The sequence below is a fragment of the Sphingobacterium hungaricum genome (assembly GCF_015210005.1).
GTDB lineage: Bacteria > Bacteroidota > Bacteroidia > Sphingobacteriales > Sphingobacteriaceae > Sphingobacterium > Sphingobacterium hungaricum.
On record NZ_MU158698.1, the window covers coordinates 359,024 to 379,457 of the forward strand.

At 36.3% G+C, this 20,434-nt stretch carries 20 protein-coding genes and 1 tRNA gene; 12 read left to right on the forward strand and 9 right to left on the reverse strand.

The features are described 5' to 3' along the window. Window positions 1-47: 47 nt before the first annotated feature. On the reverse strand, window positions 48-539 hold the full coding sequence (locus C4F49_RS04670; RefSeq protein ID WP_196934722.1) for a hypothetical protein: 492 nt from the start codon (window positions 537-539) through the stop codon (window positions 48-50). A 276-nt stretch (window positions 540-815) separates the two neighbouring features. On the opposite strand from C4F49_RS04670, the gene C4F49_RS04675 reads away from it, so the two are divergent. From C4F49_RS04675 to C4F49_RS04690, 4 genes are all read left to right on the forward strand, one after another. Continuing rightward, window positions 816-897: transfer RNA gene (locus C4F49_RS04675), tRNA-Leu, on the forward strand. Window positions 898-1,038: 141 nt separating this feature from the next. Next, window positions 1,039-1,392: an ISAon1 family transposase N-terminal region protein gene (locus C4F49_RS04680; RefSeq protein WP_231388208.1), complete on the forward strand. Its 354-nt coding sequence runs from the start codon at window positions 1,039-1,041 to the stop codon at window positions 1,390-1,392. Window positions 1,393-1,432: 40 nt separating this feature from the next. Beyond that, entirely contained in the window at window positions 1,433-2,368 is a 936-nt protein-coding gene (locus C4F49_RS04685; RefSeq protein WP_196937206.1) for an ISAon1 family transposase, read from the forward strand. Between the two features lie 183 nt (window positions 2,369-2,551). Then, window positions 2,552-4,300 carry a hypothetical protein gene (locus C4F49_RS04690; protein ID WP_196934723.1) on the forward strand — a complete coding sequence of 583 codons (1,749 nt, stop codon included), beginning with the start codon at window positions 2,552-2,554 and terminating at the stop codon, window positions 4,298-4,300. Between the two features lie 37 nt (window positions 4,301-4,337). On the opposite strand, the gene C4F49_RS04695 is transcribed toward C4F49_RS04690, so the two are convergent. Continuing rightward, window positions 4,338-4,838, reverse strand: coding sequence for a hypothetical protein (locus tag C4F49_RS04695; RefSeq protein WP_196934724.1), 501 nt, complete (start codon window positions 4,836-4,838; stop codon window positions 4,338-4,340). A gap of 209 nt (window positions 4,839-5,047) precedes the next feature. Between C4F49_RS04695 and C4F49_RS04700 the strand changes: the two genes are divergently transcribed. Beyond that, window positions 5,048-5,593: a thermonuclease family protein gene (locus C4F49_RS04700; protein ID WP_196934725.1), complete on the forward strand. Its 546-nt coding sequence runs from the start codon at window positions 5,048-5,050 to the stop codon at window positions 5,591-5,593. A 54-nt stretch (window positions 5,594-5,647) separates the two neighbouring features. On the opposite strand, the gene C4F49_RS04705 is transcribed toward C4F49_RS04700, so the two are convergent. The 3 genes from C4F49_RS04705 to C4F49_RS04715 form a co-directional block, all read right to left on the reverse strand. Next, complete coding sequence (locus C4F49_RS04705) at window positions 5,648-6,313, reverse strand: response regulator (protein ID WP_196934726.1); 666 nt, start codon at window positions 6,311-6,313, stop codon at window positions 5,648-5,650. Window positions 6,314-6,327: 14 nt separating this feature from the next. After that, a complete protein-coding gene (locus C4F49_RS04710) occupies window positions 6,328-8,022 on the reverse strand; it encodes an ATP-binding protein (protein WP_196934727.1) in 1,695 nt (564 codons plus the stop codon). 71 nt (window positions 8,023-8,093) lie between these two features. Next, window positions 8,094-8,285 carry a hypothetical protein gene (locus C4F49_RS04715; RefSeq protein ID WP_196934728.1) on the reverse strand — a complete coding sequence of 64 codons (192 nt, stop codon included), beginning with the start codon at window positions 8,283-8,285 and terminating at the stop codon, window positions 8,094-8,096. 412 nt (window positions 8,286-8,697) lie between these two features. Here C4F49_RS04715 and C4F49_RS04720 point away from each other — a divergent pair, with 412 nt between their 5' ends. The 3 genes from C4F49_RS04720 (at window position 8,698) to C4F49_RS04730 (ending at window position 12,348) form a co-directional block, all read left to right on the forward strand. Beyond that, window positions 8,698-9,564: a hypothetical protein gene (locus C4F49_RS04720; protein ID WP_196934729.1), complete on the forward strand. Its 867-nt coding sequence runs from the start codon at window positions 8,698-8,700 to the stop codon at window positions 9,562-9,564. A 359-nt stretch (window positions 9,565-9,923) separates the two neighbouring features. Next, window positions 9,924-11,267 (forward strand): ammonium transporter, encoded by a 1,344-nt coding sequence (locus C4F49_RS04725; RefSeq protein ID WP_196934730.1) that lies wholly within the window; start codon window positions 9,924-9,926, stop codon window positions 11,265-11,267. A gap of 58 nt (window positions 11,268-11,325) precedes the next feature. After that, window positions 11,326-12,348, forward strand: a complete 1,023-nt coding sequence (locus C4F49_RS04730) for an outer membrane beta-barrel protein (RefSeq protein ID WP_196934731.1) — start codon at window positions 11,326-11,328, stop codon at window positions 12,346-12,348. Window positions 12,349-12,352: 4 nt separating this feature from the next. Here C4F49_RS04730 and C4F49_RS04735 read toward each other — a convergent pair whose 3' ends face one another. Then, a complete protein-coding gene (locus C4F49_RS04735; protein ID WP_196934732.1) occupies window positions 12,353-13,120 on the reverse strand; it encodes a class I SAM-dependent methyltransferase in 768 nt (255 codons plus the stop codon). Window positions 13,121-13,250: 130 nt separating this feature from the next. Here C4F49_RS04735 and C4F49_RS04740 point away from each other — a divergent pair, with 130 nt between their 5' ends. Further along, on the forward strand, window positions 13,251-13,718 hold the full coding sequence (locus C4F49_RS04740; RefSeq protein ID WP_196934733.1) for an SRPBCC family protein: 468 nt from the start codon (window positions 13,251-13,253) through the stop codon (window positions 13,716-13,718). 72 nt (window positions 13,719-13,790) lie between these two features. Here the strand turns inward: C4F49_RS04740 and C4F49_RS04745 are convergent, their stop codons facing one another. From C4F49_RS04745 to C4F49_RS04755, 3 genes are all read right to left on the reverse strand, one after another. Beyond that, window positions 13,791-16,013, reverse strand: coding sequence for an NADP-dependent isocitrate dehydrogenase (locus C4F49_RS04745; RefSeq protein ID WP_196934734.1), 2,223 nt, complete (start codon window positions 16,011-16,013; stop codon window positions 13,791-13,793). A 174-nt stretch (window positions 16,014-16,187) separates the two neighbouring features. Next, window positions 16,188-17,168: a cation diffusion facilitator family transporter gene (locus C4F49_RS04750; protein WP_196934735.1), complete on the reverse strand. Its 981-nt coding sequence runs from the start codon at window positions 17,166-17,168 to the stop codon at window positions 16,188-16,190. A 69-nt stretch (window positions 17,169-17,237) separates the two neighbouring features. Next, the gene (locus C4F49_RS04755; RefSeq protein WP_196934736.1) at window positions 17,238-18,221 is read right to left on the reverse strand and encodes a bile acid:sodium symporter family protein; all 984 of its coding nucleotides are present in this window, start codon (window positions 18,219-18,221) and stop codon (window positions 17,238-17,240) included. 145 nt (window positions 18,222-18,366) lie between these two features. Here C4F49_RS04755 and C4F49_RS04760 point away from each other — a divergent pair, with 145 nt between their 5' ends. From C4F49_RS04760 to C4F49_RS04770, 3 genes are all read left to right on the forward strand, one after another. After that, window positions 18,367-19,572: a pyridoxal phosphate-dependent aminotransferase gene (locus tag C4F49_RS04760; RefSeq protein ID WP_196934737.1), complete on the forward strand. Its 1,206-nt coding sequence runs from the start codon at window positions 18,367-18,369 to the stop codon at window positions 19,570-19,572. 164 nt (window positions 19,573-19,736) lie between these two features. Further along, entirely contained in the window at window positions 19,737-19,991 is a 255-nt protein-coding gene (locus C4F49_RS04765; RefSeq protein ID WP_196934738.1) for a DUF6364 family protein, read from the forward strand. 1 nt (window position 19,992) lies between these two features. Then, on the forward strand, window positions 19,993-20,415 hold the full coding sequence (locus C4F49_RS04770; RefSeq protein WP_196934739.1) for a type II toxin-antitoxin system VapC family toxin: 423 nt from the start codon (window positions 19,993-19,995) through the stop codon (window positions 20,413-20,415). Window positions 20,416-20,434 lie beyond the last annotated feature (19 nt).

Here is a 20,434-nt window from a genome sequence, read left to right on the forward strand (position 1 = left end):
GCAGGACTTCTAAACACTTAAACTATAACTAATCACAAACGTATTTTCTAGCTTTGCAAGCTTTCGGTCGTTTCTTCAGAAACCACTTCTTTGCTTTCGCGCTCTTTTCTATCAAAATTTCTTCTTCGTTCCCCATGTCCGCGCTTGCGGAATCCAGGGCCTTTATCGTTAGCAATCTTATTTTTCATCAGCTCTTTTTGCTCTGGAGTCAAGATTTTTAACAAATCTTCTCTCGAGGCTCTTAAATCCTGTTTGCGCGCTTCCATTTCTTTTTTACGCTGTTCGAAACGGAGTTTTTGTTCTTGCGCAGTTTTTAGATTTAACGCGTAGACTTCTTTTTTCTGAGCCTCTGTAAATTTCAGCTCTTTATCCAAACGATTTGTCTTCATTTGCGCCAGCTCTTCAGGAGTTTTATTTACAAACTCGCTTCTTGGGTGCTTCTTCCCTTTCGTATTTTTTACAGAATCAACTTGTTCTTGTGCGATCGAAGCAAAACTAATCCCTAGGAATGTTAAGCCGAATACTAAGATTTTTTTCATACCCTGAACTATTTTTAATTTAACTTTTAATCTTGTTTATTGGTAAGATGCATATTGGGGCAAATCGTTTAAACTATATACTGTTAAAAAAGGTTAAGAATGGTGTTCTTCGCTTTAACCATAGAAATTTAGAACTAATACCACAAAAATCGCTAAAAATAAAAAACTGATTGATAATGTATTAGCCTAGCACGCATAAAAAACTATAAAACACATTCAATATTGCTTTGCAATTTTCGAAAGAAAATCTATCTTTGCATCATTCCAATTCAAAATGCCCAGCTGGCGGAATTGGTAGACGCGTTGGTCTCAAACACCAATATCTTCGGATGTGCCGGTTCGACTCCGGCGCTGGGTACAAAGAGAGAGAAAGAATTTATTCTTTCTCTTTTCTATTGAGGGTTATTTTTTAATAGACTGCTAAATAAAGGGATCATGTTCAAAAGTTGTGGAGTAGGAAAAAAATAATAAGATATTTGTGCTTTGATCTTTTATAAGTATGCACGATTCGTTCAAAGCTTTAATGCCTTTAATTATTCCGGAAGGAGTTTCCGACTATTTCGAAATGACCCATTATTCTAAAGATGACGGGAGATTGGACATCTTTCTGGAAGAGCTTAACATCACACCCGAAGAATATCAAGGACAAAAATTGGTTTCCAAAGGTTTTTTCGACCCTATCACCCTTCAAGATTTCCCAATACGCGGCCTACAGGTATATCTGCACGTCAAACGCCGTAGATGGCTTAACCGGGATATAGATAAGGCAGTTTATAGGAACTGGGAGCTAGTAGCCAAAGGAACGCGCATCACACAGGATTTCGCGGCTTTTTTAAAAGAGATCAGCGGATAGCCAGGCACATAGCATCCAGAGCATATCTTCATTTTATGGCATAAGCGCTAGCAAGCTAAGGAGATACTATCGGAACAAGCTCAGTGGTTTTCAAGATTGGGAACATCGAGATAATGCAAAGCAGGGGCTCATCTTTGCCGAGAACATCAGCCCTCATCTTTCTATTGACGAAACCTGCCTTTCCCATGGAGAACTTTATACAGTCTTGAGCAATAAACATGCACGAGGCAAAAAGGGAACCATCGTAGCGATATTGAGCGGCACTAAATCCGACAATATTATTCCCTTGCTTCAAAAGATACCTTTGCGGATCCGCAAACAAGTCACGGAGATTACCCTGGACTTAGCTGGAAATATGGGCCTGATCGCTAAGCGCTGTTTTCCCAATGCAGTTCAGGTAATCGATAGGTTCCATGTGCAGCAGCTGGCTAGCGAAGCGCTTCAAGAAATCAGGATAAAACATCGGTGGCAGGCTATAGATGACGAAAATCAAGCTATCGACCAAGCACGGAAGAAGAAAGAAAGCTATTGTCCAGAAATGCTTCCCAATAGCGATACGCTCAAACAGCTGCTGGCAAGGAGCCGATATCTGCTCTATAAAAGCGAGCACAAATGGACGGTTGAACAGAAAGAAAGAGCTGTTATATTGTTCGAGCGCTATCCAGATATTGAAAAAGCTTACCGCCTGTCACAGGAGCTCTCTTGGATATTCAACACAACAGTGGATAAGATATATGGATTTACAAGGCTAGCGAAGTGGGCAGACAAGGTCGAACGGGCGGGGTTCAAGTCCTTCAATACCGTATCCAGAACGATAAACATACACCACAAAACGATATTGAACTACTTCGATAACAGAAGCACAAATGCTTCAGCAGAATCTTTCAATGCTAAGATAAAGGCTTTCAGAAGTCAATTTAGAGGTGTAAGGGATGTCAACTTTTTCCTGTTTAGATTAACTAAATTATTTGCTTAGTCCACAGGTTTTGTTTATGATCCAAATAAAGCAGATATTTTGATAAAACCATGGTTTGTTTATAAAATCCGCTGATTATGAACTACTTAGATTGAGTTAACTATCAATAAGACATCAATAAAAATTTTTAATCGTACTCATCTAATGATTTATAATCGGATCTAACATTAAGATATTGCGCAAATGGCATTTAGATTCTGTTTATTTATTCTTTATTTAACATTAAATCTGAATGGTTATACTCAAACAGTCAGTAACCAAAAAATTAGAGCAGAAATTTCAGATGAAATTTCAAACGAGGAATTTGACTCTGCCTATACCAAGATTACGAACCTAATCAATGCCAATCAATCTAATGAGGATGAACTTATTGAATTATTAGGACTAAAATACATTCTTTTTACAAATAAAGAAGAATTGCACAACGTAATCGCTGTACATACAGAATTTGTTGATTTAGAAAAAACATATCCAAAAAATCACACATTAAAATCGTATAAACATTTAATAAAAGCCTACATAGAATCCTCGCTAAGTCATTATAAAGAAGCAGTCGAAGAAGCCCAATTAGCGTTACTCAGTGGTGAAAAGGCTAAAAATAGCAAATTAATTAATCAAGCAAATCTTCAAATCGCTCAATCATATGTTCAAACTGGCAACACAGGACAAGCAATCAAGTATGCAAATAAAGTTTATAAGGGGCAAATTAAAGACAAGGACTATATAGGCCAACTCGGAGCATTGCTAGTTTTAAATTCATGTAAAGTTCAATTATATTTAGAAGACAAAACCGAAAGCAACGAAAAAAGAATATTGGCAAACCTTTCTCTTTTAAATGATTTAGCCGTAAACAACAAAGAAGATTTAGGTGCCTATAATGAGACGTCGGTATACATCAATGTTGCAAATTTTTACATTTCGGTAAACCCTGATTATCCAGATGCAAAGAAATTAGGCACGCAGGCGTTGGATAAAGCTTTCGCTACAGCAAGGCCAATGAAGGTGAATGACTATTTGCTCGCTCATATTTATAATCTTGAATACCAGTTAAGAAATTCAAACAAAGATCCAAAGGCTATCCAGTCTTTATTTAAGGGAATTCAAGCCCTAAAATCTTCTGCGCTTGTAAACAACTACATGCTGGCTTATCAAAATTTAAAAATAGCAGAACATTATGAAGGAATTGAAAATTATAAAACTGCAAATAAATATTTAAGAGAGGTTCAGCACTATAGTGATTTAGCAAACAGCAATGACCAAAAAGAATCGTTACTCAACAATGAAATTTATTTTCAATCGCAACGTTCAGAAGCTGAAAAAAAATTGTTAGATGAAAAAATTGATTTATTAAATAAACAGAAAATTCTTTCCTTTATCATTTTATTTTTTAGCATTGCTTTTGGCTATGTTACCTATCTATATGTTCGAAAAAAGAGAGACGAAGCAGTCATTGCAAAAATAATTGCTGAAAGTGAATTAGTGAACACTCACGGTCAATTAAAGTCAATCAAAAAAGAAAAAATCAAATTAGAAAAATTAGCTTTAATCGACAAGCTGAACTTAGATAAAAAAACAGAGGTATTGAATCAAATTTCTTCTAAAAACTCTGACAATTTCGAGTCAAATGTTAAAAAAATCATCAAAACGAGCGATGAAAATGATAAAGAAATTTTTCTGATGAAATCTACTTTGAAAGAGATCCATCCCGATTTCATAGATTTTTTGATGGAGAGATCTAACAATACGCTAACGGAGATAGATTTAAAATACTGCTCGTACATCCATTTGCGGTTCAACACGGTGAGCATAGCTTCCATTTTGAATGTCGAAACAAAATCAGTCCGTATGGCAAAATATAGAATTAAACAAAAATTAAAACTAGATAAGGATCTTGATTTGAACAAATTCCTCCAAAATTATCCTCAAGAATAAAATAAATAATATAATTGCAAAAATTAAGAATCGAGTATTACTTTAAATTTATGATATGCCCTTTTAGCTTTTGCAAAATATCCAATAGACATTGGGCATCGTCAATAACTAACGAAACACACGAATCATCGTCATGTCGGTTTAATTTTAAAAAGAAATCCCATGAATTATCCGCAAAACAACTTCCTACTTCAAGCCCTGCCCTACTTAAAAAGCTAACTTCCGTATAGTGTTCTGGATAGGATTGAAATACTTGATTCTTTAAGATTGATATTGATTTTATCAGAACATCCAATTCATCCTCATCTATTGTCCCGACGTTGGAAACACTAGTTTTAGAACAATCAGCTGGGAAATGATTCTCGAATCTAATTGCCATTTCTTGCCTACCATTGATCATGTCCATGTAAATTACGAGCAAGACTTTAATGGTCTTGACGTAACCGATTTCAATAAATTGAGAACTTATTAATACGCCCGCTTTTTTTGAAAATACTTCCGCTTGACTTTGCTGCCTTTCTTTGTGCAAACTATTCATAATACTTAAATTTTTCATCTAGACTCAATGTGTACATAATATACGTTAACAGATTTATTTTAGATTTAAGTGCGTTTTTCGACCATCCTAATCCACCAAGTAGCTCAAAGTTATTCTTACAGCAGGAGAATCAATTACGGTTTCCCGTAAATTAAAGAAATCGTAAATTGCACATTTGTGTAGCATATCATTTCAAATTTTATCGTTTAATGAATTTCTTTTTCCTTGCTTTCCTTGTAACAGTCGTTTCTATCGCGAGTTCTTGCCAAACCTATCCTTCAAATTCTCAAGAATACATCCAAACCTATTCATTGGATGAACTGAACACCACGATACCAAATGGATTTCATCAGGTTACCAAAATTTCTGATGGCGACACATTTTGGTGCGTAAATCGTAAAAATGAAAAAGTAAAAATCAGATTTATTGGAATTGATACTCCAGAATCCAGAAATGCGTTCAAAAAGAAAAAACAGCCTTTCGGAAAGGAAGCGTCAGCATTCACAAGCAATTTAATCATGGATAAATTTGTAAAGCTAACTTTTGATATTGACTCTCTGGATCCGTTTGGTCGCGCCCTCGCCTACGTTTATCTACAGGACGGGACTTTCGTCAACGAAGAAATTATCCGAAATGGCTTCGCAACCATAATGACCGTCGCTCCTAACGTAAAATTCGAAAACAAGTTTATCAAAGCGCAGCGTTATGCAAGGGAACGGAAATTAGGAATGTGGGCTATGCCAATTTCCAATTAAAAAGGAGACCTTAACGATCTCCTTTATCTAAGTTAATTGGTAAATAAAATAGTTTTAGATCAGTCCTTTGTCTCGGCAATAGACTACAAGCTGTTCATTATTCGTTAAACCCAAGACATCTTTCATAAGATTCAGACGCTTTTCGACGCTGCTTAGGCTAGAGGGTCTGATACTTTTTTCCTGCAAATAATCCGGAATACTTTTCTGACGAACACCCTGGGACAGATAAGAAACAATAGCAAGATCCAAGGTACTGAACTCATGGGAGTTCTTTTCACGAATGGCTTGTTTGAAATCCGATGAATAATATATCTTGTTCCTGTAGATTGCTTGGAAAGCATCTTTTAGAGATTGAGCGTCTCTCCTTGCCTTTCGGACATACCCGTTAATTCCGTATATTTTATAAAGCTCATCAATTATGCTATCTCTACTTTCCGCGGAAAAAACAATAACTTTTAAATCCGGCTGAAGCGCTCTGGCGGCTTGAACAAGCTCTTTGCCATCGGCAATTTTCTGTTTATGATGATCCTCTTCAAAAGAAAGATCTGTAATCAACAAATCATATGGATCCCCTTCCCGAACGGCAACCTGAATTCGAGACAATGCATCATCGCAATAATAAACGTATCGGGCATCTGGAATCTCTAAATCCTGCAATGTCTTTTGAATCGAGATATTTGTAGATTCATGATCCTCGGCAATTAAAACCTTTTTAAACATACACTAAACTTTTTTTAGCTGAAAGGAATGAAGATCGTTACCTTGAACCCACTTTCCCTTTCTGTAGCAAATATAATCTCGCCAAAAAGGTTTTCAATACGGTTTTCCGTATTTGCTAAACCATTTCCTTTTACTGAATCATTAGCGAAACCAACTCCATTATCTGAATAATAAATACTTAGACTTTCCGAACTTTTCTCAAAGCGGACAATAACCTCCGAAGCTTGGCTATGTTTCCGCATATTCACCATTAGTTCTTGCAAGACATGCGTAAGTTCGTTCTTTATTTTTTGATCTACGTCCTTCCAAAGCTCAGGTGAACTTCCAGCAGTAAGTACGATCAGATCTTCCGTTGCGAAAGATGTCAATAGATTAGAAATTTTTGTTGAAAAGTCTTCTTCGATCAAAACGTGATCTTCGGTCTCGTAGGATATATCCCTAGATTTTTCATACACCTCTTCTAATTGATCTAATACGGATTCTCGATCAATTTCATCTTTATTTTCAATTTCAGCCATGACCCGGTAAATCCCATTTGCTACCACGTCGTGAACTTTACGGGATGTCTTTAGCCGATTAGCTTTGATTTGCGCATCGGTCTCCAGCTCCAACCTTTGTTTGCGTTTCTTGTACCAAAATATTGCCCCAAAAACTAACAGAACCGACAACAAAAAAATTGAAGTTGTCAATATTTTCTGACGGCTAACACGATAGTCTTTTTCTGCATTATCTTTTTGCAATTCCAGATTTTCAGCTTTATTCTTTTCGACCTCATATCGAATCACAGCGAATTGATTCTTGGCGGAAGATCTAGCAAATTGAACGCTATCTTCAAGAGATTTGTATTTTTCAAAGTAAAATTTAGAAGAGTCCGGAGAACTTAATCGAATCAATTTAGACAAAGATAAAATTTGATCATCAGCGCTTTTTACTCTTGTAGAAACCTGAAGCATCTGATTTGCATAATAGAGTGCAGAATCTGTGCGCACTGTCGAATAATAATCCGATAGGTGAGCATAGCTAGAATTCATGCCCCAATAGTCTTTAGCAGATTCACGAATGTGCAAAGCCTCTAAAAAACTTGGCAATGGATTATAATTTTTAAATAGCCGTCTCCGAGAATTCGCCATGTTCGTAAGCGCTCGAGCTAGTTCTACGTCTTTTATACTTGTTGAATGGATAGCCTTTTCAAAGACAGCGATTGCCTTTTGGTATTCTTTCTTGTCATGATATGTTTTGCCAATATTATTTAGATACACTGCATTATTGGCCGAATCGAGAGAGTATTTTAATGCTAAATTGTAAAACTCTAAAGCTCGGTCGTATTCATTCAGTTGGTAAGTCGTAATACCTAAATTATTGTAATTAGAACTTAAATACACAAAATGTTCAGGCTTCTTTTGATCTAAATATGATATTGCTTCCAGCGAAGTTTCTTGTGCCCCAAAATAATCTCGCTTATCGGACTGAATGATCGCCATCTGTATTAAGCAGTTTGCTGTATTTAGGCTGTCCTTTGCTTCAATAAATATATTTTTCGCAATGTTAAAAACCAAAAATGCACTATCCGTTTTCCCATTATCCAAATGAACATAAGCCTTTTCATAATAAGGATATCCATCTGGCATCGCTTTTTTTGCTTCTTGTTTCTTACAAGAAAATAATAAAGTAATGGAAGTTAATAAAATTAAAGGATTAGATATATTCATAATTTGGTTTGAATGTACAAAAAATATACATAAAAAAAGGAGAGCAAAATGCTCTCCTAAATATTCACCAACTATCGAGTAGGTGGAATTGGTGGCCTTGGAGGAATCGGAGGACGCACTTGCCCCGTATCTCCACCGACACCATGATCATCGCCATTGTCGCCGTCGCCGTTTTCCGTTTGGACATAGGTTTGGACATTATTGCATATTGCGTCCGCAGGGCTGCTTACAGCCAATAAAAGATTGATAAGTAAATACCACATTTTACAAAAAATTAAAAGTCAAAAACTTGTTAGTTCCCTGCGCGCCATGCGCAGGGGTTACTACGTTTGTTTCAGAAGGCCTTCTGAATTTTTTGGGAAGTGGAGACAATCGCGGAAGCAAACAACTGCTTCCCAAACCGGTTATTGACTACCGCAATATTTTCTCCTGTAGAATCTATTCTCTATCTTTATTCACATAGAGCAATTCGATACTTGAATTGATTCTGAGACAAATTTATAACACATAAATTGCTGATTATTAATAAATTCCAGGGTTTCCGATTATTCCATTGGAATTCCGAAAATTCCGACGGGATTCCAAAAAAGCAGTTTGTAATTCGTTGTTTTGTAGATAATAGCGATTACGGTTTTCCGTAAATTCCAAGCCAATTGTTCATTTAATTTTGAGTTGATGTTTACATTTGAAATTTTTAGAGAAGAAGTTATAACCTGTTATAAGGAAAAGAAGCAACAGCATAAACTATATAGCCAACTAGAGAATCCATCACCTGGAAACCTCAGAAATTTATGTTTGATTATCTTTTCAAATGGATTGTCCAAAGAGGATACTCAAACATTTAATGAGTTTTTTAATCCCCTAAATCAGTCCAACGAGTTGGAGACAAGCATAAATCGATTTGACTTAGATAAACTTAGGCCATTAAGAAATTTTATTTTAGGTAAGGCTAAAAACCCAAAAGATGAGGTTGTCAAGCTTTTGGCTATTCTTGTTGACTTCCAGCCTAGACCCTACGAAAATTGGAAAAAATCAAATAGCACAACAGTCATAGAGAATGACAATGTTGAATCAGGGGAAAAGGACAGCTCTGAGATCGAGGCAGAAATCCCAGTAAATACAGAACAAGCAATTACTGCATTAAACGACGCGAATAGCTTAAAATCAAACAGCAAATCAAAATACTTGGTAGTTACGCTTGGTCTAGTTTTGCTTTTAGGAGTATTTTTATTTATAAAATATGGAACCCTACAAAAGCAATGCATGTATTGGAACAATGACCGCTATATTGCTGTGGATTGCAAAGAAAAAATTCCAGGTTCGGAAGTCATTGCATTGGATGAACACAAATTAAACAACTTTAGGAGAATAACACGTCCAGATACGTTATCAAATAAAGATGTAAGCAGGGTATGGTACTCGAAAGTAAATAACTCTGTAGAATTTTTCACCGAACCAGGACATCATCCGCTTTATGATAAACCATTAAAAGCAGTGACGGCCTATATACTTAACCAACACGCTTTGGAGATAAAAAATTAGGATTCAATTCATAAATTATAAATTTTCTACAAAAAAAGGGGGATTCTTTCATCAAAGAATCTCCCTTTTGCATTTAAAAACACAACAAATCCTTCATATTGATAAATATTTTATCCAAAATAAAGCCAATACATAAATATTAATGAAATAATCGATTATAAATTATCTAACAAAAGTATTTTTAATACAAAAAATTCAAATATTAATACAAAAATCAAAGAATTTAAAAATTTAAAAGAAAAATTATTAAAATATTTTCAAAAAAAGTTTAATTTTATAAAAAATATACTAATTTTATAAAAAATATTTCTACTTAACCATAATTATTAATTAAAATTTAACTAAAAACATCTAAAAAAATGAAAAAACTTACACTACAACAGTATCTACCCTTTCTAATCTTACTAATAATTGCGATTTGCGCATTATTTGTTCCATTAGCTCCCAATTTCGATGACGGAACTTACAATTCTTCGGACATTGCATTTGTTTTGATCTGCGCAGCGTTGGTTTTTCTTATGACACCAGCATTATCGTTCTTTTATGGCGGAATGGTCAACAGAAAAAATGTGTTATCGACGATGATGAAAAGCTTCGTCGCAACTGGAGTGATTACGGTCTTGTGGATTGTTATGGGATTCAGCTTAGCTTTCGGCGATAGCATCTACGGAATCATCGGCGATCCGAGAACGTTCTTCTTTTTCCAAGGCGTGAATTCAGGGCCTGCATTCGGAACAATTCCTCTTTCGCTTTTTGCAGTATTCCAATTGATGTTCGCAATCATTACTCCAGGTTTAGTTGTTGGGGCAGTAGCAGAGCGTATCCGATTTACATCGTACATTTTGTTCATTGTCTTGTTCGCGATTTTTGTTTATTCGCCTTTGGCGCATTGGACATGGTCTCCAAATGGATTTCTATTGCAAATGGGTGTTTTAGATTTCGCTGGAGGAACAGTTGTTCATATTTCAGCAGGAATGGCAGCATTGGCTGGAGCATTGGTATTAAAAAGAAGAAAATCTCATTTGGAGCATAAAGAAGTTCCTCCGGCTAACATTCCATACGTACTTATCGGTACAGGCTTATTATGGTTTGGATGGTTTGGATTTAATGCTGGATCAGCTTTAGCCGCTAATTCGTTGGCTGTTTCCGCATTCATTACGACAAATATTGCTGCAGGTGCTGCCGGATTATCATGGATGTTATTTGATGTTGCCAGAGGCAAAAAACCATCTGTATTAGGATTTTGTATAGGTGCAGTTGTCGGTCTAGTTGCGATTACTCCTGCTGCAGGATTTGTCAGCATTCCATCAAGCATTTTTATTGGAACCGTTTCTGCAGTAATTTCCAACCTAGTAGTTGCATGGAAACAAAAAACAAGCCTTGATGACACATTAGATGTATTTCCATGTCACGGAATTGGCGGTATCGTAGGAATGATTTTGACAGGTGTATTTGCAACGACTACGGTAAACAGTGCTGGCCAAGATGGTCTTTTATATGGAAACGCTGACTTCTTTTTCACTCAAGTTAAAGGAGCTGTGATTGTAATTATCTTCAGTTTTGTGGTTTCATTTGTTATTTTCAAAATAGTCAACCTTATTCAACCTATCCGCGTTTCGGAAGCAGAAGAAGAATTGGGATTGGACGAGTCTCAACACAATGAAAAATACAATCAAGGTAATTTAAGCCCTGAAATTTCATAAATACTGAACACTACCTACATTTAAAAGAACCGCTTATTTAACAAGTAATAAACTTATCATGAAAAGAAATTTATTAGCTATATTTTTTATAGCCAGCATGTCCTATGCCGTAGCTCAAGAGAACGAATCATCTTTAGAATTTTCAGGATCCGTAGATACCTATTACAAATATGACTTTGCGAAGCAACCCGGAAACATAAAAACATCCTTTGCAACAGACCATAATTCAGTTTCATTAGGCATGATTGATTTGGCCTTGAAGAAAACTACGGGTAAAGCTTCTTTTGTTGGAGAGATTTCGTTTGGCCCTAGAGGCCAATCACAATCTCTTCTTGACGAAGCGAACAACTCATCTTCATTTAACATTCAGAACCTATTTGTAAATTATGATTTTACAGAGAATTTCTCGATGACAGCGGGTTTTATGTCCACATTTATTGGTTATGAAGTTATTTCTCCAGCAGGAAACATGAATTATTCTACTTCTTACCTATTCTCAAGTGGACCATTTCAAAATGCAGGTATTAAAGGAACTTACCAATTCAGTGAAAAAGCAAGTTTAATGGTTGGTTTGTTTAATGATTGGAATGTCTACACAGCGACTCGTGGAGTTTCTAGCATTGGCGGTCAATTGATGCTTGCGCCTGTTGAAGGCTGGACGGCATACATCAATGTCTTATCTGGAGCTGGACTTGGCGGTTATGGAACGATTGAAGATTTAACGACTTCGTACCAATTTAACGACAGCTTTAAATTAGGATTGAATGTTGCCAATTACGACATCAATGATTCAGAAACACCAGGAAGCTATATCGGCGCGGCATTGTATCCACAATATTCAATCAACTCTATGGTTTCTTTTGGACTACGTGGGGAATATCTGGAGTACAAAAAGACAGGTGACATTCCAAAAACAGCTTACACATCAGTAACCTTATCCAGCAATATAAAAACTGGTGGCTTGATTTTTATTCCTGAGGTACGCTTAGATCACAATGGCGACAGTCCGTTTTTAAATTCCAATGGATTAGCTGCGCCAAATGCCGGACAATTCTCATTAGCAGCGATCTATGCATTCTAAAAAATCAACTACCTATGATACAAACATACACTTTAGTAGCATAATGGATTTTTACAAAATCCCCCTCTTTATGTTCTAAAAATAACTTTTGAAGATCGGCTATCATGCTTTCATAACCCGGCGATCCGACTTGAGGAATGTACGAAGAGGACAAATGACGACCTCTTAAGCTTTCATAATCCAGCACTTGCTGATTACTGAAGACTTTCATTTCACAAGCATAAGGAGCAAAAAAGTTTTGAATATGCTGATAGCCGATATTTCTATGATTGATTTGCACATAGTCACTCGCATAATCTAAGATATGTTGCTCATATGCCTTTTCAAAAGCTGTTTCTGTCAAACGCTCATTCCATATCAACGCTACCAGCCCATTTGGGGTAAGAATCCGCTCAAACTCTGGCCGAACAATCGCAGCATCAAACCAATGAAAAGCCTGAGCCGAAACAATTAAATCCACACTACTATCCTCCAATGAAGTTTGTTCTGCCGTTCCGGCAATAGCTTGAAATTTTTCGAAAGATTTTAATTGATCAATAGCAACATTCCTCATTTCTTGATTTGGCTCAACTGCCGTAACAGCATACCCATAATTTAGAAAAAGCTCGCTTGAAATTCCTGTTCCAGCACCAATATCAGCGATCGTCGAAGTTGGAGAAAGGTTGTAGGCGGAGACTAACCAACTCACAATTTCATTTGGATAATGTGGCCGATATTTCGCATAATCTTCTGCCCTATCGCTAAATCTTTTTGTGCTATCGTGTTTAGACATATCCCAAAGTTTAAGTTTTCATTCTAACAAAATAGTGTTTTTCATGTTAATAAGGTGTAAAATAAAAATTATATCTTGAAAAACCCAAGCAAAGGATTCGCATCTTGCATATGATTTAATCGAATAGAATATGAAAACATATCGCTTAACATTTGAACAATTTCTCCCAACAACTTTGGACAAAGCTTGGGATTATTTTTCCTCGCCATTCAATTTGGCCGAGATTACTCCGAGCGAGATGGCTTTTGATGTAAGATCACCATTAACTAAAGAAGACAAAATGTTTCCTGGCTTAATCATCAGTTATAAGGTTTCGCCTTTATTCGGGATTAAATTAAATTGGGTCACGGAGATTACGCACATTAAAGACAAATCCTATTTTGTCGATGAACAGCGCTTTGGACCTTTTGCCTTTTGGCATCATTTACATCAATTTCAAGAAGTCGACGGTGGTGTATTGATGCAAGATGTGTTGCATTATGCCATCGGATGGGGACCTGTAGGTATTCTGGCGAATGAAATGATCGTCTACAAAAAACTAAATCATATATTCAGTTTTCGGCAGCAAAAAGTTGAAGAACTTTTTAAACCAGAATAATCAACTGAAAAACAATAAAAAAATCCTTGCAAGTTTCCCTGCAAGGATTTTTTACCTTTTATTTGTTATTTTTTACTTTAAAACCGCTAGCGCATCGTTTAGAGTTTTCGAAGGACGCATTGCTTTCGAAGCCGAATCATCGTTTGGAAAGTAATAGCCTCCGATATCCTGAGGCTTTCCTTGCGCAGCAATCAATTCAGCATTGATTGTCGCCTCTTGATCTCCTAATTGCGCCGCAACAGGAGCAAATTGTTTTGCCAATTCCGCATCTTTCGTTTGGTTTGCCAAAGCTTCAGCCCAATATAATGCTAAATAAAAATGAGAACCGCGGTTATCGATTTGACCTACGCGACGAGCCGGTGATTTGTCATTTGCCAAAAATTTCTCAGTCGACTGATCCAATGTTTCAGCTAAAATTAAAGCTTTAGAATTATCCTGTGTTTGTGCAACATGCTCCAAAGAAGCCACTAATGCCATAAATTCACCCAATGAATCCCAGCGTAAATAACCTTCTTCCAAAAACTGCTCAACGTGTTTAGGTGCAGAACCGCCAGCGCCTGTTTCGAACAAACCGCCACCATTCATCAAAGGAACAATCGACAACATTTTTGCAGATGTGCCCAATTCTAAAATCGGGAACAAATCTGTTAAATAATCTCTTAATACATTACCAGAAACAGAAATCGTATCTTCTCCTTTGCGAATACGTTCAATCGAAAACTTACAAGCTTCTATTGGCGAAAGAATACGAATATCCAATCCTTGCGTATCATAATTTGGCAAGTAAGCATTTACCTTTTTGATGATTTCACGATCATGCGCACGATTTTCATCCAACCAAAATACAGCTGGAGTAGCGGACAAACGAGCACGGTTAACTGCTAATTTAACCCAATCTTGAATAGAAGCATCTTTTGTTTGGCACATGCGGAAGATATCGCCAGCCTCTACTTTTTGTTCCATTAAAACAGTTCGATTCGCGTCAACAACACGTACAGTACCACTTTCAGCTAGCTGAAAAGTTTTGTCATGAGAACCATATTCTTCTGCTTTTTGAGCCATTAGACCAACATTCGGTACAGAGCCCATTGTTGTTGGATCGTAAGCGCCATGCAATTTACAGTCTTCAATAACCGCTTCGTAAACACCTGCGTAAGAGCGATCAGGAATAATTGCCAACGTATCTTGCTGCTTTCCTTCTGCATTCCACATCTGACCCGAAGTACGGATCATCGCTGGCATCGAAGCATCCACGATAACGTCAGAAGACACGTGCAGATTAGTAATTCCTTTGTCCGAATTAACCATCGCCAATGCAGGCCCATTACTGATTGCCTGATCAATAGCTGCTTTTACTTCCGCTTCCTTTGCATTACCGGCAATTTTCGCGTATAGCTCACCAAGACCGTTATTTTTATTGATTCCTAATTCTTTAAATAAATCAGCATATTTTGTAAAAACATCGTTGAAATACACTTCAACGATAGCTCCGAAAATAATAGGATCTGAAACTTTCATCATTGTCGCTTTCAAATGCGCTGACAACAATACGCCTGATGCTTTCGCTTCTTCGATTGATTTCGCAACAAAAGCCTTCAATTTAGACATGTTCATAACCGATGAATCAATAATTTCACCAGCTTTCAATGGAGAAAGACCTTTCAATTCTTTAACATCTCCGTTTTCAGCAACAAATTCAATTTTGAATTGTGAAGCTTGATCGACAGTCAATGATTTTTCAGTTCCATAGAAATCGCCATCTGTCATCGAAGCGACTTTTGTTTTGCTTTCCGATGACCAAGCGCCCATGCTATGCGGATTTGCTTTCGCATAATTTTTTACTGCTTTAGGTGCACGGCGATCTGAATTTCCTTCACGTAAAACTGGATTAACCGCAGATCCTAAAACTTTAGCATATGTAGCTTTGATTTCTTTTTCATCTTCGTTAGAAGCATCGTCTGGATAATTCGGAATGTTGTATCCAGCTTTTTGCAATTCAGCGATAGCTCCTTTTAACTGAGGAATCGAAGCTGAAATGTTAGGTAATTTAATAATATTCGCTTCTGGCGTAGTCGCTAACGCGCCTAATTCCGCTAAAGCATCCGAGGTTTTTTGATCGGGAGTTAAATACGAAGGGAAATTTGCTAAAATTCTTCCTGCTAATGAAATGTCCTTTAATTCTACATCAATATTTGCAGTCTTGGCAAATGATTGAACAATCGGAAGAAAAGAGTACGTGGCTAATAAAGGAGCCTCATCAGTTTTAGTGTAAATAATTTTAGAAGGTGTTGACATAGTTTTTATGTATTTTGATAATGCATGTATTCTAATGATAAACAGTTTTGTTTAATTTGACATCCCTGCTTAAAAATCGCCTAAAGATAAGAAAATCATAGAGAAATAGGTCAATTTGATATGAATTTACCAACAGATTCGGTAAAGCCAAAGTCAATTTTTGTAAAGAAAAAATTATTGAGATCGAAAATGCTTCATATTCCGCGTTACGTTTTCAGAAGTCCATTCGATTTCTTTTCGAAATGCCTCACTACGGATTGGGCAAGCCTCTACTTTGCAATAATGGCAGCATTCTGGCAAGCAGGGATCGGCATGTACAAAAAATTCCGTAGGCGACTGAAGACCCTTGTTCAACAGATGGTCAAAGTCAGAAATCCGGTCATGCACTTCCGTCAGCGTATAATAGTTTGGCAAGGTCACATGGCAATCGATATGAAGTTCATTCCCGTAACGTTGCACACGCAAATTATGCACATCAATCCAATCTTTTTTTCGGGCCTTATTTAATTCTTCGACGACTTCTTCTACGATTCCCAAATCAGATTCATCCATTAATCCGGATATGGATTTGCGGAGCAATTTATAGCCATTGTACAGAATAAAACTTCCTAGGATAAAGGAAATCAAAATATCAATCCAAGGTAATTTTGTGAGTTGAATTAAATACAGACCCACAATTAAGCCCAGCGAACTATACGCATCAACTTGCAAATGTTTACCGTCTGCTTCAATGGTCAATGATCGAATGGCCTTCCCTCTTTTCATCAGGTAAAATCCCACGGCGAAATTGATTACTGCGGTGATTGCGATTAAGCCAATACCTTCGCTGATGTTCTGCAATTCGTTCGGAAAGAAAAAGTTGTAGCCTGCTTTGATCAATATAATCGAGCCAGCAATAAAAATCAATCCTCCTTCGACGAAAACTGAGAAAAATTCCACTTTCCCGTGTCCATAGGGATGATTTTCATCCTTTGGTTGCGAGGACAAATAAATGCTATAAAAAGCAAATGATGAGGCAATCACATTCACGATACTTTCGGCCGCATCCGTAAAAATTGCGTTAGAATCTGTAAGGAAATACGCAATAAACTTGACAAGCATTAATACAATACCTGTAAGCAACGATAAAAGAATAAGCCTTCTTTGCCTTGACATACGATAAATAAAACACAAACTTAGGGAAAAGTATCTGCGCTTTTGAGAATCTCTCGATTAAATTTCTAACTATACCTTATTTTTCGTAGGCTCTTCTTTTCCGTATCGCTGGGCAATCAAGGTGATGACGAAAATCTGAAAGGCATGATAAATCATCAAAGGAAGAAAATACAAACCAGCATTCGCTGAATTAGCGAATAAAAACTTCCCAAAAACAGAGCCGTGCGTCAGCGATTTCTTGGATCCGCAGAACAGCGCTGTAATTCGGTCTTCGCGATTAAAATGAAAAACTTTGGTGCAAAGCAAATCGATTAGCCCATATACCAAAAAGAAAAGTGCAATTACCCCGACAAAAATCCCGATTAGGTAGATTTTACCGATATTCTCAAAAACTCCGCTCGTAAAAGATTCCGCAAATGACATGTACACAATCAACAGAATTACTGCTTTGTCAAACTTCGCTAAGGCTTTGCTGTATTTCGTTGCCCATTTCCCCCAATATTTTTGCAACAATAAGCCTAAAATAATTGGAACAATAATTTCTTTGATCAATCCTAGATAGACATCGCCTAAAATATCGACATTTTCGAAATCGAGAAACAGGGACATCCATAAAGGTGTGACAATGACGGCAATCAGTCCAGACAAACTCGCATTAAAAATCGCTGCAGGAATATTGCCTTTAGCAATGGATACCATAACGACCGAAGATGATACTGTCGACGGCAGAGCCGCCAAGAAGAAAAATGACAACCAAAATTGTTCTTGCATGTACGTTTGAACAAATGGCCTGAACGCTAATATGATTAACGGAAATAAAATAAATGTGATGGATTGAATCAGCACATGAAGCTTCCAATTGCTCAGTCCAGTCTTGATGTCTGCAAAACTTAATTTTAATCCATAAAAAAAGAAAATCAAAGAAACACCGATCGTCGAAATGGTTTCCAACAGCTCTCCATTTTGAATCTCATTTAATTGAGGAAAAAGATAGGCTATGACAATAACCAGAAGCAAGGCGAGGATAAATCCGTCGATTTTTATTTTTTTCATCCTATGCGTTTAGAGCTTGCAAAGATAAAAGAAATAAAATGGAGGAAATAGTAATTTAAAATATCATTAAAATGAAATGGAAATTATGACGATTTATTAAATTTTAAGCAGAAGGATTAAAAAGTATGTAATATATTTGCATAACATGAGCACGAAAACGATATTATCTGATCGGATCAATAACTTATCCGAATCAGCTACGCTAAAAATGACAAAATTGGGTAGAGAGTTAGCTTCCCAAGGTATTAATGTAATCAGCTTAAGTGTTGGCGAGCCGGATTTTAACACGCCAGAACATGTAAAGGAAGCAGCAAAAGTAGCTTTAGACGAAAACTACACGCGCTACTCCCCTGTACCTGGATATCCGGATTTGCGTCAGGCTATTGTGAACAAGCTGAAGAAAGAGAATAACTTAGATTATGATGTTTCTCAGATTGTCGTTTCGACAGGTGCGAAACAATCATTGTCCAATGTGATTTTGACATTGATTAATCCAGGAGATGAAGTGATTATTCCGACTCCTTATTGGGTTTCTTATTCTGAAATGGTTGTTTTGGCTGAGGGAAAATCTGTTTTTATTGATACCGATATCGATTCGAATTTCAAAATAACTGCTGAACAATTGGCAGCAGCGATTACGCCTAAATCCAAAATCTTTATGTTTTCATCGCCTTGTAACCCTACAGGATCGGTGTATACAAAAGATGAGTTAGAGGCTTTAGTTAAGGTTTTTGAAAAGCATCCAGATATTTATATTATTTCCGATGAGATTTATGAGCACATCAATTTTGTGGATCAGCACGAATCCATCGCTCAATTTGACAGCATTAAAGATCGCGTCATTATTGTAAATGGTTTTTCGAAAGCATTCGCAATGACAGGATGGCGTTTGGGATACATTGCAGCCAACAAAGAAATTGCCGCAGCGAATGACAAATTGCAAGGACAGACAACTTCTGGAACTTGTTCCATTTCGCAACGCGCAGGAATTGTTGCCTATGAGCAAGGATTGGAGACCGTAAATGTAATGAAAGAAGCTTTTGCTAGACGTCGTCAATTAGTTTACGATTTATTAAATGCGATTCCAGGTGTCAAAACAAATTTACCTGATGGAGCTTTTTATTTCTTTCCAGAAATCAGCTCATTCTTTGGCAAAAAAGATGCTGACGGCAATGTAATCAAAGATTCTTCGGATTTAGCCTTATACTTATTGAACGTAGGCCATGTGGCAACCGTTGGAGGTGATTCATTTGGAAACAACAATTACATCCGTTTATCCTATGCTGCATCGGATGATTCATTAAAAGAAGCGTTACGCAGAATCAAAGAAGCATTAGGAAAATTGAGTTAAAATTTAAATATTCCAATTTAAAAGCCTGAAAATATTTTTTTCAGGCTTTTTGGTTTACAGTCATTTTCTTTATGATTTAGACGAAATGCAATATTTATGAAAAATTCTTATTTTTATATATAAATTGAAGTTTAAAAAACTTATCGTTAAGATTTTTTAGAGATATGGGAACTAAATTAATTTTAGAGATTGATAACGACATCATTGTACGTGCAAAAAAATATGCTTCAAAAAAAAATGTAAGTCTTTCTTTAATAATTGAAAATTATCTTGATTCGTTAACTTATTTGAAAGACAAAGATTTAGAAGTATCTCCTTTTGTCAAAAGTATTACAAATGGTGAAAGTATCCCCGAAGACTATGACGTTAAAAAGGAGCGAAAAGATTTTACTAGCTATCTAGAAAAAAAGCATCAATGAAGTGCAAAAACTATTCTTAGACACGAATATTTTATTAGATTTCCTTGGGGAAAGAAAGCTTTTTTATGAACCCTCTGCAAAAATTCTAACATTAGCAGATAGAAAAATTGTGAAAATTTATACATCACCCACTTCAATCACTAATGCTCATTACGTATTAAGTAAATTTGAAGATTCGAAATCATCGTTGCAAAAATTAAGAAATTTCAAATTGTTATGTGAAGTATCTATTATGAACAATGATGTCGTAGAGAAGGCACTATATTCAAATTTCAGAGATTTCGAAGATGCTATGCAATACTTCAGTGCATTGGAAACTGAATGTGACATCTTGATAACCAGAAATGAGAAAGATTATAAAAATGCTTTAATCCCTGTAATGAATGCACAAAAGTATCTTGAAAAGTATATACAAGACCGTTAAAGCAAAAGGCTGAAAATTA